This is a genomic window from Pseudomonas sp. P4_C8, assembly GCF_056401975.1.
The window spans coordinates 112,477-133,312 of sequence record NZ_JBFUIH010000005.1; the positions used below are offsets into that span (position 1 = coordinate 112,477).

The window sequence follows — 20,836 nt, forward strand, 5'->3', positions numbered from 1 at the left end:
AACCGGACTAGACATTCACAATTCTAAATCCGGAGCAGGCAATGAAAAACCCACCCGTTCAACAGGCGGCCACTGGCCTTTGGCACTTGGACATCAACAATGAAATTGTTCTAGCCAGCAAACTGTATGGAACCATCTACGGCAACGTTGTCATGCTGCAAGGCTCACACTGGCAGGGCGATACCGGTTTTGATTTTACGATAGATATTGTGGATGGCATTCCGGGTAACGGACAACAGGATTTGCCTGCGAATGGACGCTACAACTACCCACTGGAGAAAGAACGCATCAAAATTGGTTATCACGGCAGGAAAGACAATCAATACTTTGACGCCACCCCACAAGACGGCGAGATAACGATATGTCTCGATCCGATAAAAAAACTTTATTACGGCCACCTGAATATTAGATTTTTGGTCGATCAAGAATCGTTACTTATTAAAAGCTTTTTCGGTATTCAAATTCCCTGACAAGTTAAAAAATGGCTGAACCTGCCGACGACCAAGGCAAGTCGTCGGTGCGACTTTTGACGCTGTGCCAATTAGCATCCGAAGCCACTTGAGTTATGCTCACCGTTCGTCGTGAACGCCGGAGCCACTGACCCCATGTCCCCCACCCGCCTGTTTGTTCTCTTCGCCCTGTCCTTGCTGGCCGCCTGCGCCACGCAACCAAAACAGAACGTGACCGTGGTAAAACAAAGCCAATGCCCGGTGAAACTAAACAGCGGGCAAAATCTGATCCTGACCCTGCCTAGCAACCCGTCGACGGGTTACCGCTGGGCGATTCAGGATTCGGCCGGTGGTGTGTTGCATGCGCTCAGCCCCGAGGTTTACAGCAACCCGGAAGACGCCGGGATCGTCGGCAGCGCCGGCATTTCGACCTGGCGCTTTCAGGCGTTCACCGCCGGCACCGGGCGCTTGCGTCTGACATCACAACAACCCTGGGCCCCGGAGGTATTGCCGGTGGAAACTTTCGATTGCGCGATCTCGGTTAACTGATCGTGGGCTGGCTCATTCTGGCGCTGATGGGCGCAGTGACCTTTCTGTATGGCGTGAGCATGCATGCAACGATGCTCTGCCTGCTGGTCAAACCAATGCCAGTGCTGGCCTTGCTCGGTTGGCTGCATGACGCGCCGCCCGGCGACTATCGCCGCTGGATCAGCCTTGGCCTGATTTTCTCGCTGCTCGGCGATGTGTTGCTGGCATGGCCGGGGGATTTGTTTGTGTTTGGCCTTGGCGCGTTTCTGGTCGCGCATCTGGCTTATCTCAAAGCCTATTTGAGCGATTGCCGGCGTTTGGCGGTGTTGCCATTGGTGATTGCGTTGGGTGTCGGCGCTGTGTTGTTGGGGATTTTGATCTCTCACGGCCTCGGTCCATTGCTGATCCCGGTGATTGTTTACGGCTTGGCCATCAGTGCCATGCTCTGGCGGGCACTGGCTCGGCTGGGCACTGAAGTCCCCAAACGCTCGGCGCTGCTGGCTGCGGCAGGTGCGGTGGCGTTTGTGTTTTCCGACAGCGTGATTGGCATCAGCCGTTTTGTCGCACCATTCGACGCAGCGCCCTATGTGATCATCCTCAGTTATTGGCTGGGGCAATGGGGGATTACGGCATCAGCGTTTTCCCAAAGGGTGCGCTGATTTCTTTGCCTGGCTGATTTTTGCAGATTAATTTTATGCGTATAGAAATCTTTAACTAGAGCGAAACAGCATAAAAACCTGTCAGATCTGACAGTAGCCTACATAGCAAAGCGTGTCTTACTCTTCAAGTGCGTAAATCTACTACTCACTTGAATGGAAGTATCAGTATGAGCGATATAGAAAAGAGCGCATTGGATTTGGAGGTGTATGTCAGCGCCGAAACGAAACTAGCAATTCCAGATCGGGTAGAATTTAAAAGTCAGGCCACGCAATACCTCTCTGACGGTCAAAAAACCATCCTGATAACCCGCGCAAACTTTGAAAGCATTCAAAACAGAAAACTCCTATGGATTGAGTTCAAAGACGAGATCAAAGATGGAACCTACTTGATCGGTGCAAGCGACTCACCTTTTTTTAAAATCCAGTATACCGAGTACTCTTCAGTATCCGGCTTAACTCACGGAATCGACTACCCTGCCATTTCAGGCTCTGTAACAGCTACTGTCACCAAAAAAGTTAATCATTTAAGCTACAACTTTACGTTAGACCTGACTGTAAAAAACAAATACGACGAAAAACTTACGCTTAAAGGGCATTCCAACTCCAAGGTTATCGTTTATTCGCTGTAAGAATACGTTATTCACCCCTGAACGGCTGACTCCAAAATGTCGGAGTCAACCGTTCTGAACCTGACATGCCTCCCTGCCTTCAATTTCTCAGTGCGGGCGATATCGTTTTCCCATGGTCAACGACACGCTTTATCAGACAACCCGCGCATCCCCCCGTCAATTTGGCTAAAATGCCGGCCTTTCCATCAACGCCGCTGGAACCGCCGTGAGCAAAGAACCCGATCGCCTTTTCGCCCAGCCTTTGGCCCAGGTGCCTGACTTCGCCTTTAACGAGGACGTGGTGCGGGTGTTCCCGGACATGATCAAGCGCTCGGTGCCGGGTTATCCGACCATCGTGGAAAACCTCGGCGTGCTCGCCGCACAGTTCGCCCAGCCCAACAGCGTGCTCTACGACCTCGGTTCGTCGTTGGGCGCCGTGACCCAGGCCTTGCGCCGTCACGTGCGCACCGACGGCTGCCGCGTCATCGCTGTGGATAACTCGGCGGCGATGGTCGAACGCTGCCGCGAATACCTCAACGGTCAGGACTCGATGTTCCAGGAGTTGCTGCCGGTGGAAGTGATCGAAGGCGACATCCTCGCCCTTGAGTTTCAACCGGCCTCGGTGGTGGCGCTGAACTTCACCCTGCAATTCATTGCCCCGGAGCAGCGCACGGCATTGCTGTCGCGCATCCGCCAGTCGCTGTTGCCGGGCGGTGCGCTGATCCTGTCGGAGAAGCTGCGTTTCAATGATCCCGAAGAACACGCGCTGCTCACCGACCTGCACGTCGCCTTCAAACGCGCCAACGGCTACAGCGAACTGGAAATCGCCCAGAAGCGCAGCGCCATCGAAAATGTCATGAAGCCCGACAGCCTCGAAGAACACCGCGAGCGCCTGCTGGCCGCCGGGTTCTCGAAAGTCGTGCCGTGGTTCCAGTGTCTTAACTTTGCCTCGTTGATTGCCTTGCCATGATTGATTTGTCCCCCCTCGCCCGCCGTCTGGCCGGTACACCGCTGGCCGACTGGGCCAACACTCTGCAAGCGCAACTCGACAAGAAAATGGAGAAGGGTCACGGCGACCTTGAGCGCTGGCAAAGTGCGCTGGATGCCTTGCCGAAGATTCAGCCGAGCGACGTCGACTTGCTCAATGGCCTGATGCTGGACACCGATTGCGACGACGAAACCCGCGCGCAGATGCGTACTGCGCTGATGGGTTTGTCGCCATGGCGCAAAGGGCCGTTTGATCTGTTTGGCGTGCACGTCGACACCGAATGGCGCTCGGACTGGAAATGGTCGCGCGTCGCCCCGCACCTGGATCTGAAGGGCAAACGCATCCTCGATGTCGGTTGCGGCAATGGCTATTACATGTGGCGCATGCTCGGTGCCGGGGCCGACAGCGTGATCGGCGTTGACCCGAACTGGCTGTTCTTCTGTCAGTTCCAGGCGGTGCAACGCTACCTGTCCGAACCGAATGCCTGGCATTTGCCGTTCCCGTTCGAAGACCTGCCGCCGGAGCTGGAAGGCTTTGATACGGTATTTTCCATGGGCGTGTTCTATCACCGTCGTTCGCCGATCGAGCATTTGCTGGCGCTGAAAGATTGCCTGGTCAAGGGTGGCGAGTTGGTGCTGGAGACGCTGGTGATCGAGGGCGATCAACAACAGGTGCTGGTGCCGGAAGACCGTTACGCGCAGATGCGCAACGTGTGGTTCCTGCCGTCGGTACCGGCGCTGGAGTTGTGGTTGCGCCGTGCCGGGTTTACGGATGTGCGTTGCGTGGATGTGAGCGTGACCACGGTCGAAGAACAGCGCGGGACGGAGTGGATGAAGTATCAATCGTTGAGTGACTTCCTTGATCCGGACGATCACAGCAAGACGATTGAAGGACTGCCGGCGCCGATGCGTGCGGTGATTGTTGCCCGTAAGTAAATCTATCAAACACCGCATAACCCTGTAGGAGTGAGCCTGCTCGCGATAGCGGTCTGACAGTCAATATTGATGTGACTGTCAGACCGCTATCGCGAGCAGGCTCACTAATGCACGATCAAACCTGCGCACATGCTGCACGGCTCCAGTGTCACGTACAGCGTGCTGCCCGGCAGGCGATAGTTGCTCACGGCCAAGGACGCGGCGCGAATCGCGACCATCTCGGCATGGGCACTCGGATCGTTGCCGCTGATCGGGCAATTGAAGCCGCGACCAATGATTTCACCGTCCTGCACCAGCACCGCGCCCACCGGCACTTCGCCAAGCGCGGCACCTTGAGCCGCCAAGGCCAGGGCTTCACGCATGAAGTCGCGATCACGGCTGCGGTCGATGATGGCGGTTGGACGAATCTGACGCATCACGCCACCTCGATGGCGGCCATCAGGCCGGTTTCCATGTGATCGATCACATGGCAATGGAACATCCAGATGCCCGGGTTATCCGCCACCAGCGCCACTTGCGCACGCTCGTTCTTGCCCAACAGATACGTGTCGGTGAAGTACGGAATGACCTTGTGCCGGTTCGAGGCGATGACCTTGAAACTCATGCCATGCAGGTGAATTGGGTGTTGATACTGAGTCATGTTCTTCAATTCGAAAATGTAGCTCTTGCCCTTCTCAAGCTTGGCAATCGGCCGGTCTGCGCAGGTCTTGTCCGTGATGTCCCACGCCTTGCCGTTGATTTGCCACAGGCTCGGCGGTTTACCGTTTTCGACGTTGACCGACACAGAACCGACCCACTCGAAATTGAAGTTGAGTTTCTCGGCATTGGCCAGGTCCGGCTCAGCCACCGGGTTGGCGGGCAGCGCAGGCGGCCATTCGGTCAGTGCATCGCTATTTGCCACCGAACGGAACGTACCCAAGCGTACCGGACCGTTGCGCAGGGATAATTCTTCACCGGCCGGCGGTGCCTTGATTGCCAGACAGATACGCATACCCGGGCCGAGCCAGTATTCCTTGCCCAGCGGGCGCGGCTCGATGGGGTTGCCGTCCAGTGCGTATATCTGCGCTTCGACGCCAGGAATGTTCAAGCGATAGGTCAACGTGTTATCGAGGTTGAGCAAGCGAACACGAGTGATCTGCCCGGCGGGCAAGTCGATCACCGCTTGCGAGACGCCATTGATGGTCGACAAACGTCCCGCCGTACCGCCGCGCGCGGCTTCGCGAGGAATGCTGAACGCGACGAACGCACCTTCTTCATCGACGTGCCAGCTCTTCAGGCTCAGGGTTTTTTCATACTTGAAACCGGTAGGTTCGCGCTCTTCGATAATAAGCGGGCCAACCAGCCCGCGACCCAGCTCTTCACTGCTGTTTACATGCGGGTGATACCAGTAGCTGCCGGCGTCAGGCACACGGAACTTGTAGTCGAAATACTCACCCGGCAATACCGGCAGTTGCGAGACATACGGCACGCCGTCCATCTCCAGCGGCAGGCGGATGCCGTGCCAGTGAATGGTGGTCGCTACCGGCAGGTGGTTGATAAACCGCACCCGCAACCAGTCGCCCTGACGGGCGCGCAATTCAGTGCCCGGCGCCGACGGGCCAAATGCCCAGGCCTGGGTGGTGTGACCCGCAACCAGCTCGACGTCCAGCGGCGCCGCAATCAACTCATAGTCGTGGCCCGCATCAGCATCGGCCATCTTGCCCAGCCAGTAACGCGACGCGCCACCAGCCCCCACGCCAACCACCACAAGACCGGCCAGACCACCGAGTATTTGTCGACGGGTAAAGGACATGAACTCAACTACCTCACATGAAAGCGGCAGGCCCAGGCCCGCAAAAGGCGAATACGATACACCCGCAGTTGTGAAAGAAACAGCAAAGCGACCGTGACGCGCAGACGCAGGCCTGCGGATTTGCCCCTGTGGATAAAACGCAAAAGGCCGTGTGAACAGTGTTCACACGGCCTTTATTGCAACCTGCGATCAAACCTTCAAGGTTTGCGCGGGATCATTCCCACTCAATCGTCGCCGGCGGCTTGCTCGACACGTCGTAAGTAACGCGGGAGATGCCTTCGATTTCGTTGATGATGCGGCCGCTGACGGTTTCCAGCAGCTCGTAAGGCAGGTGTGCCCAACGTGCGGTCATGAAGTCGATGGTTTCTACGGCACGCAGGGCAACAACCCAAGCGTAACGACGGCCATCGCCCACCACGCCAACCGATTTCACTGGCTGGAACACCACGAATGCCTGGCTGACCTTGTGGTACCAGTCGGCCTTGCGCAGTTCTTCGATGAAGATGTGGTCGGCACGACGCAGCAGGTCGGCGTATTCCTTCTTCACTTCACCGAGGATGCGCACACCCAGACCCGGGCCCGGGAACGGATGACGGTAGACCATGTCGTACGGCAGGCCCAGTTCGAGGCCCAGACGACGGACTTCGTCCTTGAACAGCTCGCGCAGGGGTTCAACCAGCTTGAGGTTCATTTCTTCCGGCAGGCCACCCACGTTGTGGTGCGACTTGATCACATGAGCCTTGCCGCTTTTGGCGCCAGCCGACTCGATCACGTCCGGGTAGATAGTGCCTTGAGCGAGGTACTTGATGTTGTCCAGTTTGTTGGACTGGGCATCAAACACGTCGATGAAGGTACGGCCGATGATCTTGCGTTTCTTCTCCGGATCGGACTCGCCGGCCAGGTTGTCCAGGAACTGATCTTCAGCGTTGGCGCGGATCACTTTGACGCCCATGTTCTCGGCGAACATGGCCATCACTTGCTCGCCTTCGTGCAGACGCAGCAGGCCGTTGTCGACGAATACGCAGGTCAGTTGGTCGCCGATGGCTTTGTGCAGCAGCGCGGCAACCACCGAGGAATCCACACCACCGGACAGGCCGAGTAGTACGTTGTCGCTGCCGACCTGGGCGCGAATGTTGGCAATGGCGTCTTCAGCAATCTTCGAAGGCGTCCACAGGGCTTCACAGCCGCAGATGTCGAGGATGAAGCGCGACAGGATGCGTCCACCCTGCTTGGTGTGGGTCACTTCCGGGTGGAACTGCACGCCGTAGTAACCGCGAGCGTCGTCGAACATACCGGCAATCGGGCAGCTCGGGGTGCTGGCCAGGATGTGGAATTCCTGCGGCATTTTGGTGACTTTGTCACCGTGGCTCATCCACACGTCGAGGCCGAACAGGCCGTCGGCGTCGATGTGGTCTTCGATGCCGTCGAGCAGGCGGCTCTTGCCGACCACGTCAACGCGAGCGTAACCGAACTCACGCAGCTCGGAACCTTCGACCTTGCCACCCAGCTGTTCAGCCATGGTCTGCATGCCGTAGCAGATACCGAAGACCGGTATCCCCAGGTCAAACACCGCTTGCGGGCAGCGCGGGCTGTCGGCGACGTGCACGGACTCGGGGCCGCCGGCGAGAATGACGCCTTTTGGCGCGAATTCGCGAATCGCTTCGTCGTCCATGTCGAACGGATGCAGTTCGCAGTACACGCCGATTTCACGCACGCGGCGAGCGATCAGCTGGGTGTACTGGGAACCGAAGTCGAGGATCAGGATGCGGTGAGCGTGAATGTCGAGGGCCATGAAGTCAGTCTCGTCTATGTAGTTCAGAAACAACTCGGGGCTGAATAAAACAGCCCCGGTTACTTAACTTTTTGCTGGAAGCCTCAACCTACGCGGTAGTTTGGCGCTTCTTTGGTGATTTGTACGTCGTGAACGTGGGACTCGGCCATGCCAGCACCGGTGATCCGCACGAACTCAGGCTTGGTGCGCATTTCTTCGATGTCGGCACTGCCGGTGTAACCCATCGAGGAACGCAGGCCGCCCATCAGCTGATGGATGATGGCGCTCAGGGTGCCCTTGTAAGGAACACGCCCTTCGATGCCTTCCGGAACCAGCTTCTCGGCGCCTGCCGAAGAGTCCTGGAAGTAACGGTCGGAGGAACCTTGAGCCTGGGACATGGCGCCCAGCGAGCCCATGCCACGGTAAGCCTTGTACGAACGACCCTGGAACAGTTCGATCTCGCCCGGCGCTTCTTCAGTACCGGCGAACATCGAGCCCATCATCACGCAGGAAGCACCGGCTACGATGGCCTTGGACAGGTCACCGGAGAAACGGATGCCGCCGTCGGCGATCAACGGAACGCCAGTGCCTTCAAGGGCAGCGGCGACGTTGGCGATGGCACTGATTTGCGGGACGCCGACACCGGCGACGATACGGGTGGTGCAGATCGAGCCAGGGCCGATACCGACCTTGACCGCGTCAGCGCCTGCTTCGGCCAAAGCCAAGGCGGCAGCGCCGGTGGCAATGTTGCCGCCGATGACCTGCACTTCAGGGAAATTCTGTTTGACCCAACGAACGCGGTCGATCACGCCTTTGGAGTGACCGTGTGCGGTGTCGACCACCACCACGTCAACGCCGGCGTTGACCAGGGCAGCGACGCGATCACCGGTGTCTTTACCGGTACCGACGGCAGCGCCCACACGCAGACGACCTTGATCGTCCTTGCTGGCCAGCGGGTAAGCCTTGGCTTTTTCGATGTCGTTGACGGTCATCATGCCTTTGAGGGCAAATTTGTCGTCGACGATCAGTACGCGTTCGATGCGGTGTTTGTGCAACAGCTCGCGAACGTCGTGCTTGTCGGCGCCTTCCTTGACCGTGACCAGACGCTCTTTAGGCGTCATCACTTCACGGACGGAGACGTCCATACGGTTCTCGAAACGCACGTCACGGGAAGTGACGATGCCGACCAGGTCGCCATCGTGCAGTACCGGAACGCCGGAGATGTTGTGCATGCGGGTCAATTCGAACAGTTCACGAACCGTGGCATCAGCCTCGATAGTGATCGGGTCCTTGACCACGCCGGCTTCATAACGCTTGACCTTACGCACTTCGGCAGCTTGCTGCTCGATGGTCATGTTCTTGTGGATAATGCCGATGCCACCTTCCTGAGCCATGGCGATTGCCAGACGGGCTTCAGTAACGGTGTCCATGGCGGCAGAAACCAGAGGAATATTCAGCTCGATGCCACGGGTTAGGCGGGTCTTGAGACTGACTTCGTTAGGAAGCACCTCGGAATAACCAGGCACTAGGAGAATGTCGTCGAATGTCAGAGCTTCTTGGCTGATACGCAGCATCGCGGGGGCTCCCGAGCGGGAAAATGGAAGCGCGCCATTATAGTCAGACACCCCCTCGGGTTCAATGTAAAACTCTGTCTATTATCGATACTGTCGATTGACGGGCATTTAACCCCGAATTCTGTAGGAGCACAGCTTGCTGGCGATGGCGTCCTTAAGTCCGCCATCGCCAGCAAGCTGTGCTCCTACAACTCGACTTTCACCCAACTGACCGGCTGATCCAGCCAATCGGCGAATTCGTCGATAAAGCTCTGCTTAAACCCGGCTTCTGCCCAGTTGTTGAAGATAAATCCCAAGTTGGAAAAACCGCATTCCTGCAAGAAAAGAAAGCCGTTGATGTCATCTTCATGCCCGCATTCGGGGCAGGTGAAATTATCGGTGCGGCCCGGCATCCAGTCTTCCAGGCTTTCGAACAGCGCTTCGCCGACTTCCTTGCGGCACTCGGCACAGCCAGCCTCTTCAAGGAAACCTTTGGCCGGCGTATAGATGCAGCGTTTGGTGACGATCTCCAGGCCATTGATCGACTCGCCAAACGGCAGCGCTTCCGGGTGCAGCACCACCGCGCGGGCACCGTCAGCGATGGCGTGACCCATTCGGTTGCCGGTGCGGCCACAGGTGGTCAATTCTTCCTGGACGATGTTCTTGCGCACCAGCCACCGCACCACCGCGCGAGCCCGGGGTTCATGGACCGGCAACGTGGAGATTTTCGGGACGATGATGCTTTGTGAATTCATGGTGCGGCCCTGCAAATTCTGAATGATCACCCTTGTAGGAGTGAGCCTGCTCGCGATAGCGGTTTAACATTCAATAATGTTGTCGACTGATACACCGCTATCGCGAGCAGGCTCACTCCTACAGGTTTTGCGGGCGGCAGCTTAATACCTGACGAACTCTGGTCAAGTACTCAAGTAACGCCCGATCAAGGCAATCCCGCTGGCCAGCACCAACCAGGTCACCAGCCGCACAAACGCCTCGCGGGACAATCTCATGGTCAACCGCCGCCCGATCCACAGGCCCAAGGCCATGGCCGGCAACAAACACAGCGCCAACACCAACAAGGGTAGCTCGGCATATACACCTGCGACGGCAAACAGGCTCAAGCGCACCACCGTGCTGCAACTGATCAGCGCACTCTGCGTCGCGCGGGCCGCCTCTTTGGGCAGGCGACTGTTCAAATAGATCGCATATAAAAAGCCGCCACTGCCAAACAACGCCCCGAACATCCCGCCCACCGTGCCCATCGGCACCGCCCAACCGGCGGATAACTGCGTCGGACGGGTTTTGACCCACAGGCTGTAAACCGCATACGCGCTGATAAACAGCCCCATCAACAGCAGCAACACATCGGATTTCAGGTTCAGCAGAAAGATCACCCCCAGCGTGCAACCCACCGCCATGCAAGGCAGTAACCGCAGCAACTCGGGTTTCGCCACATCACGTCGCGAGGGCAGCAAATTGCCGAACGCCGCGACAAAATCCAGCAACACCAGCAATGGCACGATCTTCGACAGCGGCATGAAGAGGATCAGAATCGGCCCCGCCACCAGCGCCGTACCGAAACCAGCGATGCCGAACACGATATAAGCCAGGGCGATGCCCAGCCCGATCACCAGCCAATCCGTTGTGCCGAAGGGCCATTGGTGCAACAACTCAAGAACATTCATTTGCAGGGCTTTCCTTGAATACCAGAGATGACTTTAGCCAGCACCAAGCGTTGCGACTAATATCATCAAAGTCGCCAACTCATCTCTAAAAGGCATACCTCGTGCTTTCAACTCGCCAATTGCGTTACTTCGTGGAAATCGCTGAGTGCGGCAGTTTCAGCGCTGCGGCCGAACGTTTGTTCATTGCTCAGTCGGCGTTGAGCCGGCAGATCAAGGACATGGAAACTCGACTGCAAACGCCGCTGTTCGAACGCACCGCACGCCAGCCCCGACTTACCGCAGCGGGCGAAGCATTCTTGCCGCGAGCGAGAAATCTGCTCAATGAACTGAGCAAGGCCTGCGCCATGGCCACCGAAGTCGGCAATGGCCAGCTCGGCACTCTGCGCCTGAGCCACTCCAGCACTGTACCGATCAGTGGACGCTTGCTGGTTGATGTCAGCGCCTATCTTGAGCAACATCCGGGCGTGTCGCTGGATATCGGGAAATTGTCCTCGCAAGTGCAACTGGATGAACTGGCCGAGGGTCGTCTCGACCTTGGATTGCTACGTCTGCCGGTGCTGCGTCAACGGGAAGGCATTCAGATTGTGCCGCTGTTCACCGAGCGGTTGCTGCTGGCGGTGCCGGCCGATCATCGCCTGACGCAGAATGAGTCTGCGCCTGTAGATCTCGCGCAATTAAAGGACGAAGCGTTTATCTCTATCCCGCACCCACAGCGCGGCGGCCTGAGCTATCTATGTGCCGACCTGTGCATGCGTCAGGGCTTCTTTCCTAAAGCGGCGCGGGTGATGTCGCGCAAGACCACACAGTTGCAACTGATCCAGGCTGGATTCGGCATCGCCCTGCTACCTGAGTCGATGCAAGACATTGCCCCCACCGGAGTGCGATTTCTTCCGCTGGCCGATCCCGACTGCCAGAGCATCGTCGCCCTTGCCTATCGCCAGAATCCAACACCGCTGATTCACCACTTCCTCCAGACTTTCACTAAAACCTGTGGGAGTGAGCCGGCTCCGGGCGGCGTTCCGACGATAGCGGTTTAGCATTCAATACTGTTGTCGACTGATACACCGCTATCGTCGGAACGCCGCCCGGAGCCGGCTCACTCCTACAGGGGATTTTTGTTGATGCATGGAGATTGGGCGCCGAATGCCTTTAAACTGCGCCCCATGATTAAAGATCCCTTTGCAAGACTCGGCCTGGACCGTGAAGTCCTGACTGTCAGCCAGCTCAACGGCCGCGCGCGGGTGTTGCTCGAAGACGTGTTCAGCAATATCTGGGTCGAAGGCGAAATATCCAACCTCGCCCGCCCGGCGTCCGGCCACGTGTATTTCACCCTTAAGGACAGCGGCGCCCAAGTGCGTTGCGCGCTGTTTCGGCAAAACGCGGCACGGGTGCGTCAGGCGTTGAAGGATGGCCTGGCCGTCAAAGTCCGGGGCAAGGTTTCGCTGTTCGAGGGACGCGGCGACTATCAGCTGATCCTCGACACAGTGGAACCGGCCGGTGATGGCGCGCTGCGCCTGGCCTTCGATGCCTTGAAAGAAAAACTCAGCGCCGAAGGCCTGTTCAGCGCCGAGCGCAAAGTGCCGCTGCCGGCGCATCCGCAACGCATCGGCATCATCAGCTCGCCGACCGGCGCGGTGATTCGCGACATTATCAGCGTGTTCCGTCGCCGTGCACCGCAGATCCAGCTGACGCTGATCCCCACGGCCGTGCAAGGTCGCGAAGCCACCGCGCAGATTGTCCGCGCGCTGAAACTGGCGGACGCCCGTGGCTTCGACGCGCTGATCCTGGCCCGTGGTGGCGGCTCGCTGGAAGACCTCTGGTGCTTCAACGAAGAAGCGGTGGCCCGTGCGGTCGATGCCTGCGTCACGCCGATTGTCAGCGCCGTTGGCCACGAAACCGACGTGTCGATCAGTGACTTTGTGGCCGACGTCCGCGCCCCGACACCGTCCGCCGCCGCCGAACTGCTCGCGCCGGATTCCAGCGATCTGGTGCGTCGGGTCGAAAGCCTGCATCGCCGCCTGGTGATGCGCATGCGCGACCGTTTGATGCGCGACCGGCTGCGTCTGGAGGGCATCTCCCGCCGCTTGCGTCATCCCGGCGAACGCCTGCGTCAGCAAGCTCAGCGCCTGGATGACCTGGACATGCGCATGCGCCGCGCGTTCGAACGCAGCCTCAATACCCGTCGCGAGCGCTTGATTCGTTTGGAAACCCGTCTCGCCGGGCAACATCCCGGCCGACAATTGGCGATGCTCCGCCAGCGCCTCGACAGCCTCGCCGAACGCCTGCCCCGTGCCATCCGCGAAGGCCTCAAGTCGCGGCGCCTGCAATTGCAAAGTCAGGTGCAGACGCTACAAGTGGTCAGCCCGCTGGCGACACTGGCCCGTGGCTACAGCATTCTGCTGGACGAACGCGGCAACGCGATCCGCAGCGCCGAACAAACCCACAACGGTCAGCGCCTCAAGGCCAAACTCGGCAACGGCGAACTGCAAGTGCGGGTCGAAGACAATCACCTGACGCCTGTCACCCTTTCTTTACTGGATTGATCCATGCCGCGTTTTTTAGCTCCGCTGCTGTTGCTATGCCTGACCTTCAATGCCCACGCCGATAGCTACATCACACGCCTGTTGAACAAACCGGTGCCGGGCGGTGTGGCTGTGGTGGATCTGGGCGCCTCCGCCCAAGCGCCGAAAGCCAGCTATCAAGGCAAACCGGTTTTGGTGGTCAAGGAACAGAGCAACTGGCTGGCGATTGTCGGCGTGCCCTTGACGGTCAAACCGGGCACTCAACAGCTCAGCAGCGGCGGTCGTAACCTGAGTTTCACCGTCGGCAACAAGAAGTACCCGGAACAGCACATCACCTTGAAAAATACGCAGCAGGTCAATCCGAATCCGGACAACCTCAAGCGCATCGAAGGCGAACTGGCCGAACAGATCCAGGCTTACCGTAGCTTCAGCCCGAACACCCCGAGCAACCTCTTGCTGGACAAACCGGTCAACGGGCCACTGTCGAGCAAGTTTGGTGTGCGTCGCTTCTTTAACGGTGAAGAGCGCAATCCGCATGCCGGCCTGGACTTCGCGGTGCCTGCCGGTACGCCGATCAAGACGCCGGCGGCGGGCAAGGTGATTCTGATCGGCAACTACTTCTTCAACGGCAACACGGTGTTTGTCGATCACGGGCAAGGCTTTATCAGCATGTTCTGCCATATGTCGAAAATCGACGTGAAGGTCGGGCAGCAACTGGCGCGTGGCGGGGTGGTCGGGAAAGTGGGGGCGACGGGCCGTGCGACCGGACCGCACATGCACTGGAATATCAGCCTGAATGATGCGCGGGTGGATCCGGCGATTTTTATCGGGGCGTTTCAACCATAAATCGTTGTTGAGGCTATCGGCCTCATCGCGAGCAGGCTCACTCCTACATTGGATTTGTGTACACCATAGATCAACTGTAGGAGTGAGCCTGCTCGCGATGGCGGCATAACAGACGCCACCTATTCAGCCTCAAGATCCTCAATTCCATGAGCTTCCCGGTCCGCCAGACAATGCTTGATCCACTCCTGAGTCTCCGCCGAGAACCCCGCCAACTCTTCAGACGTGATCAACTCCCGCGCGCACAGCCCAAGCAAGTGCGACCGAGCCTCATGCCGTGAAAACCTGAACACACCAAACGCCCAATACAGCTCCTTTTGCCTGGACTGAAGCAGCTCTTCAGTGGCTTCAATCCGCTCGTAAGGCGCCAGGCTTTTATCCAGCACCATGCGCTCGACCTCTTCCATGATCCGGATGCACATCCGCTCATGAGCCAAGGGACGCAACGCGCTATACCGCTTCCAGTCCGACTCGTTCATGTCCAACTCCTGCCGTGTTCAGGCTTTAAGCATAGCTGTGCTCAGGGAGTCGTCGCCGCAAACCTCAAATTGCGCACAGCCCAAACCTCGCGCAATCATCACAACAATCGCCGCCACCCACAGCAATTAAATCTCGATAAAATCGACTTTCAGGGTATTCCTCTCAATTTTTTTCGACTGCTTGCCATCCTTTCCCCCCGCGGTTAGGGTTGAAGGCATGAAAACCTCTCACACCCTCATTCAGCTTCGCCAGCACCGCAGCCTGTGCCTCGTCAGCGCACGACTGCCGGGCTGAATTTGCGGTGCCTCGCTCCACGCTTTTCCCCAAGAACATTTGATCCACCGGCAGGCCGCCTTTTTTCGGCCCACACAATAAGGATTCCCCCGATGAGCATGCTCAAAGATCCGTCTTCGAAATACCGCGCGTTCCCGACCATCGACATCCCGGATCGCACCTGGCCGTCGAAGACCATCACTGCCGCGCCGATCTGGTGCAGCTCCGACCTTCGTGATGGCAACCAGTCGCTGATCGAGCCAATGGACGCGGTCAAGAAATTGCGTTTCTGGAAAACCCTGGTGTCCGTCGGTGTGAAGGAAATCGAAGCCTCGTTCCCGGCCGCTTCGCAAACCGACTTCGACTTCGTGCGTACCCTGATCGAAGGCAACCACATCCCGGACGACACCACCATTCAGGTGCTGACCCAGGGCCGTGAAGACTTGATCGAGCGCACCTTCGAATCCCTGCGCGGCGCGAAGAAAGCCATCGTTCACCTGTACAACGCGACCTCCCCTTCTTTCCGCCGGATTGTCTTCAATCAGGACAAGGACGGGGTCAAGGAAATCGCTGTGAGCGCGGCCAAGCTGTTCGTCAAATACGCCGCCATGCAGCCTGAAACCCAGTGGACCTTTGAGTACTCGCCAGAGACTTTCAGCGCCACTGAACTGGATTTCGCCAAAGAAGTCTGCGATGCCGTGATCGAGGTCTGGAACCCGACGCCTGAGCACAAGATGATCCTCAACTTGCCTGCGACCGTCGAATGCGCCACCCCGAACATCTACGCCGACCAGATCGAATGGTTCGGCCGTCACATCAACCGTCGTGACAGCGTGATTATCAGCCTGCACACCCACAACGACCGTGGCACCGGTGTAGCCGCCACCGAGTTGGGCCTGATGGCCGGCGCCGACCGTGTCGAAGGCTGCCTGTTCGGCAACGGCGAGCGTACCGGTAACGTCGACCTCGTGACCGTGGCACTGAACCTCTACACCCAGGGCGTTCACCCTGAGCTGGACTTCTCCGACATCGACGGCGTGCGCAAGGTCGTCGAAGAGTGCAACCAGATCCAGGTGCACCCACGTCACCCGTACGTTGGCGACCTGGTCCACACCGCGTTCTCCGGCTCCCACCAGGATGCCATCCGCAAGGGCTTCGCCCAGCAGAAGCCGGATGCGCTGTGGGAAGTGCCGTACTTGCCAATCGACCCGGCCGATATCGGTCGCAGCTACGAAGCGGTCATCCGCGTCAACAGCCAGTCGGGCAAGGGCGGTATCGCTTATCTGCTGGAACAGGAATACGGCATCAACTTGCCACGTCGCATGCAGATCGAATTCAGCCAGGTGGTGCAGCGTGAAACCGATCGCCTGGGCCTGGAAATGACCGCTCAGCAAATCCACGCGCTGCTGCACAGCGAGTACTTGCAGGCCAACACCCCGTACGCGCTGGTCAGCCATCGCCTGCAGGAAGAAAACGGTCACAGCTCCGTGGAAGTGGAAGTCTCCAGCAAAGGTCAGGGCGAAACCAACCTGCACTGGCGCGGCAAGGGCAATGGTGCGCTGGAAGCCCTGGTGGCCGGCCTGCCGATCCCGGTGGAGATCATGGACTACAACGAACACGCCATCGGCGCGGGCACCAATGCCAAGGCAGCGGCCTACATCGAACTGCGCGTGAACGGTGAGCGTGCGGTGCATGGCGTCGGTATTGATGAAAACATCACCACTGCCAGCTTCAAGGCCCTGTTCAGCGCACTGAACCGCTCGCTGAGCCAGCCGGAAGCGAAAGCGGCGTAAGTGTTCGCTGAAATATAAAAGGCCCCGAGGTGCGAACCTTGGGGCCTTTTTGTTTGTCTGCTCGTTCCCACGCTCCGCGTGGGAATGCCTCTAGGGACGCTCCGCGTCCAGTGACGCGGAGCGTCACGGGCTGCATTCTCACGCAGAGCGTGGGAACGATCGGTTACGTGAACTCAAACGTATCAGCGTCCAGATTAGCCGGAAACCGCGTGCGATATGCCTGTAGATCCGCAGCGTTCAGTACCACCTGAAACACCCCATCGGCCTCGCCTGCACTGAGCAAGGTCTCCCCCTGAAAATCCAGCACCTGACTGTCGCCGGTGTAAGCAAAACCTTTACCGTCCGTGCCAATGCGATTCACCGCCGCCACATAACAAAGGTTCTCGATGGCCCGCGCAGGCAGCAAACGGTTCCAGTGCTGGCGGCGTGCACCGGGCCAGTTGGCGGTGTAAAGCAGCAAGTCAGTGTCCTGGGCATCGCGGCTCCAGACCGGGAAACGCAGGTCGTAGCAAATCAGTGGCCGCACGCGCCAGCCCTTGAGTTCGAACTGCACCTGACGCTCGCCCGGCGTGAAGTGGTTATGCTCGCCGGCCATGCGGAACAGATGACGTTTGTCGTAGTGCCAGACCTCCCCTTCCGGACGCGCCCACAGCAGGCGATTGCGATGACTGCCGTCAGCGGCCTGAACGATGATGCTACCGGTGATCACCGCGTCGAGCTTCGCCGCCTGAACGCGCAACCACTTGCTGGTCGGACCGTTCTCCGACTCCGCCAGGGTTTGCGATTCCATGGAGAAACCGGTGGTGAACATCTCAGGCAGGATGATCAGGTCCGCACCGCGAGCCTGCTCCAGCAACTGTTCGAAATGCTCCAGGTTGGCCTTCCGGTCGTGCCAGGCCAGCGTGGTCTGGATCAGCGCAACATTCAGGTTGGGCAGTGCACTCAGATCACGCATAGTTTTGCCGCTGCTTCACGCAGGGTCTCCTCGCGTTTGGCGAAGCACAAGCGCACCAGGCGCTGGCCTGCGGGTGGGGCCTGGTAGAACACCGAGATCGGAATACTCGCCACGCCATGTTCGCGGGTCATCCACAGCGCCATCTCGACGTCATTAAGGTCCGGGCGAATCTGCGAGTAATCGACCAACTGGAAATAAGTACCGGTCACGCGAGTGAAACTGAACCGCGACGGCGTCAGCAGATCACAGAACAGATCACGCTTGGCTTGATAGAAATCTGGCAACTCTTCGACATGCTCCGGGTGCTCGGCCATGAAGTCGGCCAAGGCAAATTGCAGCGGTGTCACACCGCAGAAACTGACGTATTGATGAACCTTGCGCAACTCGGCAGTGAGCGCCGGCGGTGCGACCACGTAGCCGGTTTTCCAGCCCGTGACGTGGTAAGTCTTACCGAAGGAACTGACCACGAAAGCGCGCTGATACAACTCTTCGTGATTCAGCACACTGACGTGAGGCACGCCATCGAACACCAGGTGTTCATAGACTTCGTCACTGACCAGATAGATGTCGCGACCGCGAATCAAATCCGCCAACTGATCCAGCTCCGCACGGCTGATCAACGCGCCACTCGGGTTGTGCGGTGAGTTGAGAACGATCATCCGCGTGCGCGGCGTTATCGCCTCGGCCAGCTTCTGGAAGTCTATGGAAAAATCATTCAGCCCGAGTTGCACATGCACGCAACGTCCGCCGGCCAGTTCCACCGACGGTTCATAACTGTCGTAACAGGGGTCGAACACGATGACTTCGTCGCCGCTGTGGATAACCGCCTGAATCGCGCAGAAGATCGCCTGCGTGGCGCCAGGAGTGATGGTCACTTCGTGGTCGGCGTCGACATTGACGCCATAACTGCGAGCGATTTTAGCCGCCACTTGCTGACGCAAAGCAGGCAGGCCAGTCATTGGCGAATATTGGTTATGGCCATTGGCGATGTGCCGGCCAACCGCATCGCAAAGGGCCTGCGGGGCATCGAAATCGGGAAAACCCTGGGACAGGTTGATTGCCCCGGTTTGTGCCGCGAGTTGAGACATCTGAGTGAAGATAGTGATGCCGACATTCGGCAGCTTACTGGTGATCATCGGTAGCCCCTTGCAGGTGAGCTGCAAGTTTCAAGCGACAAGCTGCAAGCGGTCAAGCTCAAACCTTCAGGCACAAAAAAGGGTCCCGAACAGGACCCTTTTTGCTTGATCGTTCCCACGCTCTGCGTGGGAATGCCGCCATGGACGCTCCGCGTCCACCGCTGTTGTGACGCAGAGCGTCACGGGATGCATTCCCACGCAGGAGCGTGGGAACGATCTACGGCAGACGTGGATCAGCGCTTGTCGCGGCGCTTTTTATCGGCTTTCTTGTGGTGCGACATCATGCGACGCTTCTTGTTGACCTGACGGTCTGTAAGCGAGTTCTTGTTGCCTTCGTACGGGTTCTCGCCGCCCTTGAACTCGATGCGGATCGGCGTACCGACCAGCTTCAAGACACGACGGTAAGTGTTTTCCAGATACCGGACGTAAGACTTCGGCACCTTCTCGATCTGGTTACCGTGAATCACGATGATCGGCGGGTTCGCGCCACCCAAGTGGGCATAACGCAGTTTGATCCGGCGGTTGTTGACCATCGGCGGCGCGTGCTCACCGACCGCATCTTCCAGAATCTGGGTCAGGCGGTTGGTTGGCCAGCGGGTCACGGCGGACTTGAACGAGTTCTGTACCGAGGCGTAAAGGTTACCCACGCCCGTGCCGTGCAGAGCCGAGATAAAGTGGATGTCGGCGTAGTCAACGAAGAACAGTCGACGTTGCAACTCGACCTTCACGAAGTCGCGCTCGCTCGGCGTCATGCCGTCCCACTTGTTGATCGCGATAACCAGCGCACGACCCGACTCAATGGCGAAGCCCAGCAGGTTGAGGTCGTGGTCCACCACGCCTTCGCGCGCGTCCATGACGAAGATCACCACGTTGGCGTCTTTGATCGCCTGCAGGGTTTTGACCACGGAGAACTTTTCAACTTCTTCGTGGATCTTGCCGCGCTTGCGCACACCGGCGGTGTCGATCAGCGTGTACTTCTCGTCGTTACGCTCGAACGGGATGTAGATACTGTCGCGGGTCGTACCTGGCTGGTCATACACGATGACCCGGTCTTCACCGAGCATGCGGTTGACCAGGGTCGACTTGCCGACGTTCGGGCGACCGATGATAGCGATCTTGATACCGTCTTTTTCGCTTGGGCCAGGAATGCGCTTGGCTTCCTCACCTTCGGCAACGATCTCTTCTTCGCCGTCTTCCGGCTCTTCGTCGTCTTTCGGGAAATCGCTCAGGGCGATTTCCAGCATCTGGGTGATGCCACGACCATGAGCACCAGCGATAGGGATCGCGTGGCCCATGCCCAACGGGGCGAATTCAGCGCGGGCCATTTCAGGGTCGATGTTGTCGACCTTGTTGGCAACCACGTAAGAACGCTTGTTACGTTTGCGCAAATGCTCGGCGATCATCTGGTCGGCGGCGGTGAAGCCAGCCTTGGCATCTACCAGGAACAGAACGACATCGGCTTCTTCAATGGCCAGCAGCGACTGCTCGGCCATTTTTTCGTCCATACCGTGCTCGTCACCGGAGATACCGCCGGTGTCGACCAGAATGTAGGAACGCCCTTGCCACTTGGCCTCACCGTATTGGCGATCACGGGTCAGACCGGACAAGTCGCCGACGATGGCGTCACGAGTCCTGGTCAGGCGGTTGAACAAGGTGGACTTGCCGACGTTCGGTCGGCCCACCAGGGCGATTACGGGAACCATGCGGCTCTCCACTTCGTTATTTCAGAAAATACAAAAGCCGCTGCGAGGCAGCGGCTGGTGCTCGGGGCATCACCGTGGCTGTTTTTGTGGGAGCGAGCCTGCTCGCGATAAACGCAAAGGCACCGCATTCATTCAGGCCGCAAACGTTATCGTTGACGTCCAT

19 protein-coding genes and 1 pseudogene are annotated in these 20,836 nt (G+C 58.4%); 10 read left to right on the forward strand and 10 right to left on the reverse strand.

Annotated features, from left to right (window positions below; all coding sequences use genetic code 11):
* Positions 1-41 precede the first annotated feature (41 nt).
* The 6 genes from AC1DWM_RS04365 (at position 42) to cmoB (ending at position 4,167) form a co-directional block, all read left to right on the forward strand.
* On the forward strand, positions 42-470 hold the full coding sequence (locus AC1DWM_RS04365) for a hypothetical protein (RefSeq protein ID WP_223512149.1): 429 nt from the start codon (positions 42-44) through the stop codon (positions 468-470).
* A 135-nt stretch (positions 471-605) separates the two neighbouring features.
* Positions 606-998, forward strand: a complete 393-nt coding sequence (locus AC1DWM_RS04370) for a protease inhibitor I42 family protein (RefSeq protein WP_477794698.1) — start codon at positions 606-608, stop codon at positions 996-998.
* 2 nt (positions 999-1,000) lie between these two features.
* A complete protein-coding gene (locus AC1DWM_RS04375; protein WP_477794699.1) occupies positions 1,001-1,636 on the forward strand; it encodes a lysoplasmalogenase in 636 nt (211 codons plus the stop codon).
* A 167-nt stretch (positions 1,637-1,803) separates the two neighbouring features.
* Positions 1,804-2,265 (forward strand): hypothetical protein, encoded by a 462-nt coding sequence (locus AC1DWM_RS04380; RefSeq protein WP_223512152.1) that lies wholly within the window; start codon positions 1,804-1,806, stop codon positions 2,263-2,265.
* A gap of 205 nt (positions 2,266-2,470) precedes the next feature.
* Complete coding sequence (gene cmoA / locus AC1DWM_RS04385; RefSeq protein ID WP_059406353.1) at positions 2,471-3,214, forward strand: carboxy-S-adenosyl-L-methionine synthase CmoA; 744 nt, start codon at positions 2,471-2,473, stop codon at positions 3,212-3,214.
* Complete coding sequence (cmoB, locus tag AC1DWM_RS04390) at positions 3,211-4,167, forward strand: tRNA 5-methoxyuridine(34)/uridine 5-oxyacetic acid(34) synthase CmoB (RefSeq protein WP_477794700.1); 957 nt, start codon at positions 3,211-3,213, stop codon at positions 4,165-4,167. The genes cmoA and cmoB overlap by 4 nt, the downstream gene beginning before the upstream one ends.
* A 107-nt stretch (positions 4,168-4,274) precedes the next feature.
* On the opposite strand, the pseudogene AC1DWM_RS04395 reads toward cmoB, so the two are convergent.
* The 6 genes and pseudogenes from AC1DWM_RS04395 to AC1DWM_RS04420 all read right to left on the reverse strand — a co-directional run.
* Positions 4,275-4,583 (reverse strand): annotated as a pseudogene (locus AC1DWM_RS04395) (nucleoside deaminase); the annotation flags it as partial.
* Entirely contained in the window at positions 4,583-5,959 is a 1,377-nt protein-coding gene (locus AC1DWM_RS04400; protein ID WP_223512159.1) for a multicopper oxidase family protein, read from the reverse strand. The gene AC1DWM_RS04400 and the pseudogene AC1DWM_RS04395, both read right to left, overlap by 1 nt.
* Positions 5,960-6,173: 214 nt before the next feature.
* A complete protein-coding gene (guaA, locus tag AC1DWM_RS04405; protein ID WP_223512161.1) occupies positions 6,174-7,751 on the reverse strand; it encodes a glutamine-hydrolyzing GMP synthase in 1,578 nt (525 codons plus the stop codon).
* An 83-nt stretch (positions 7,752-7,834) separates the two neighbouring features.
* Positions 7,835-9,304: an IMP dehydrogenase gene (gene guaB / locus AC1DWM_RS04410; RefSeq protein WP_223512163.1), complete on the reverse strand. Its 1,470-nt coding sequence runs from the start codon at positions 9,302-9,304 to the stop codon at positions 7,835-7,837.
* 185 nt (positions 9,305-9,489) lie between these two features.
* Positions 9,490-10,038, reverse strand: coding sequence for a sugar ABC transporter ATPase (locus AC1DWM_RS04415; protein ID WP_477794701.1), 549 nt, complete (start codon positions 10,036-10,038; stop codon positions 9,490-9,492).
* 162 nt (positions 10,039-10,200) lie between these two features.
* A complete protein-coding gene (locus AC1DWM_RS04420) occupies positions 10,201-10,968 on the reverse strand; it encodes a sulfite exporter TauE/SafE family protein (RefSeq protein WP_452628033.1) in 768 nt (255 codons plus the stop codon).
* Between the two features lie 101 nt (positions 10,969-11,069).
* On the opposite strand from AC1DWM_RS04420, the gene AC1DWM_RS04425 reads away from it, so the two are divergent.
* The 3 genes from AC1DWM_RS04425 to AC1DWM_RS04435 all read left to right on the forward strand — a co-directional run bounded on the left by AC1DWM_RS04425 (position 11,070) and on the right by AC1DWM_RS04435 (position 14,336).
* The gene (locus tag AC1DWM_RS04425) at positions 11,070-12,005 is read left to right on the forward strand and encodes a LysR family transcriptional regulator (protein WP_477794702.1); all 936 of its coding nucleotides are present in this window, start codon (positions 11,070-11,072) and stop codon (positions 12,003-12,005) included.
* Positions 12,006-12,131: 126 nt separating this feature from the next.
* On the forward strand, positions 12,132-13,511 hold the full coding sequence (gene xseA / locus AC1DWM_RS04430) for an exodeoxyribonuclease VII large subunit (RefSeq protein WP_223512169.1): 1,380 nt from the start codon (positions 12,132-12,134) through the stop codon (positions 13,509-13,511).
* 3 nt (positions 13,512-13,514) lie between these two features.
* Positions 13,515-14,336, forward strand: a complete 822-nt coding sequence (locus tag AC1DWM_RS04435) for a peptidoglycan DD-metalloendopeptidase family protein (RefSeq protein WP_223512170.1) — start codon at positions 13,515-13,517, stop codon at positions 14,334-14,336.
* Positions 14,337-14,455: 119 nt separating this feature from the next.
* Here AC1DWM_RS04435 and AC1DWM_RS04440 read toward each other — a convergent pair whose 3' ends face one another.
* Positions 14,456-14,812 carry a hypothetical protein gene (locus AC1DWM_RS04440; RefSeq protein ID WP_223512171.1) on the reverse strand — a complete coding sequence of 119 codons (357 nt, stop codon included), beginning with the start codon at positions 14,810-14,812 and terminating at the stop codon, positions 14,456-14,458.
* A 387-nt stretch (positions 14,813-15,199) separates the two neighbouring features.
* On the opposite strand from AC1DWM_RS04440, the gene leuA reads away from it, so the two are divergent.
* A complete protein-coding gene (gene leuA / locus AC1DWM_RS04445; RefSeq protein ID WP_477794703.1) occupies positions 15,200-16,879 on the forward strand; it encodes a 2-isopropylmalate synthase in 1,680 nt (559 codons plus the stop codon).
* A gap of 163 nt (positions 16,880-17,042) precedes the next feature.
* On the opposite strand, the gene AC1DWM_RS04450 is transcribed toward leuA, so the two are convergent.
* From AC1DWM_RS04450 to der, 3 genes are all read right to left on the reverse strand, one after another.
* Positions 17,043-17,834 carry an amidohydrolase gene (locus AC1DWM_RS04450; RefSeq protein ID WP_477794704.1) on the reverse strand — a complete coding sequence of 264 codons (792 nt, stop codon included), beginning with the start codon at positions 17,832-17,834 and terminating at the stop codon, positions 17,043-17,045.
* Entirely contained in the window at positions 17,822-18,970 is a 1,149-nt protein-coding gene (locus AC1DWM_RS04455; RefSeq protein WP_223512175.1) for a pyridoxal phosphate-dependent aminotransferase, read from the reverse strand. Before AC1DWM_RS04455 ends, AC1DWM_RS04450 begins: the two co-directional genes overlap by 13 nt.
* Before the next feature lie 233 nt (positions 18,971-19,203).
* Entirely contained in the window at positions 19,204-20,673 is a 1,470-nt protein-coding gene (gene der, locus AC1DWM_RS04460; RefSeq protein WP_150747938.1) for a ribosome biogenesis GTPase Der, read from the reverse strand.
* Positions 20,674-20,836 lie beyond the last annotated feature (163 nt).

What these genes read in the sequence shown, in the direction of transcription:
- leuA (WP_477794703.1), top strand. Translation starts at nt 15,200, where the DNA reads ATGAGCATGCTCAAAGATCCGTCTTCGAAATACCGCGCGTTCCCGACC.
- cmoB (WP_477794700.1), top strand. Translation starts at nt 3,211, where the DNA reads ATGATTGATTTGTCCCCCCTCGCCCGCCGTCTGGCCGGTACACCGCTG.
- AC1DWM_RS04440 (WP_223512171.1), bottom strand. Translation starts at nt 14,812, where the DNA reads ATGAACGAGTCGGACTGGAAGCGGTATAGCGCGTTGCGTCCCTTGGCT.
- AC1DWM_RS04450 (WP_477794704.1), bottom strand. Translation starts at nt 17,834, where the DNA reads ATGCGTGATCTGAGTGCACTGCCCAACCTGAATGTTGCGCTGATCCAG.
- AC1DWM_RS04420 (WP_452628033.1), bottom strand. Translation starts at nt 10,968, where the DNA reads ATGAATGTTCTTGAGTTGTTGCACCAATGGCCCTTCGGCACAACGGAT.
- AC1DWM_RS04365 (WP_223512149.1), top strand. Translation starts at nt 42, where the DNA reads ATGAAAAACCCACCCGTTCAACAGGCGGCCACTGGCCTTTGGCACTTG.
- xseA (WP_223512169.1), top strand. Translation starts at nt 12,132, where the DNA reads ATGATTAAAGATCCCTTTGCAAGACTCGGCCTGGACCGTGAAGTCCTG.
- AC1DWM_RS04400 (WP_223512159.1), bottom strand. Translation starts at nt 5,959, where the DNA reads ATGTCCTTTACCCGTCGACAAATACTCGGTGGTCTGGCCGGTCTTGTG.
- der (WP_150747938.1), bottom strand. Translation starts at nt 20,673, where the DNA reads ATGGTTCCCGTAATCGCCCTGGTGGGCCGACCGAACGTCGGCAAGTCC.
- AC1DWM_RS04370 (WP_477794698.1), top strand. Translation starts at nt 606, where the DNA reads ATGTCCCCCACCCGCCTGTTTGTTCTCTTCGCCCTGTCCTTGCTGGCC.
- AC1DWM_RS04380 (WP_223512152.1), top strand. Translation starts at nt 1,804, where the DNA reads ATGAGCGATATAGAAAAGAGCGCATTGGATTTGGAGGTGTATGTCAGC.
- guaB (WP_223512163.1), bottom strand. Translation starts at nt 9,304, where the DNA reads ATGCTGCGTATCAGCCAAGAAGCTCTGACATTCGACGACATTCTCCTA.
- AC1DWM_RS04435 (WP_223512170.1), top strand. Translation starts at nt 13,515, where the DNA reads ATGCCGCGTTTTTTAGCTCCGCTGCTGTTGCTATGCCTGACCTTCAAT.
- AC1DWM_RS04415 (WP_477794701.1), bottom strand. Translation starts at nt 10,038, where the DNA reads ATGAATTCACAAAGCATCATCGTCCCGAAAATCTCCACGTTGCCGGTC.
- AC1DWM_RS04455 (WP_223512175.1), bottom strand. Translation starts at nt 18,970, where the DNA reads ATGATCACCAGTAAGCTGCCGAATGTCGGCATCACTATCTTCACTCAG.
- guaA (WP_223512161.1), bottom strand. Translation starts at nt 7,751, where the DNA reads ATGGCCCTCGACATTCACGCTCACCGCATCCTGATCCTCGACTTCGGT.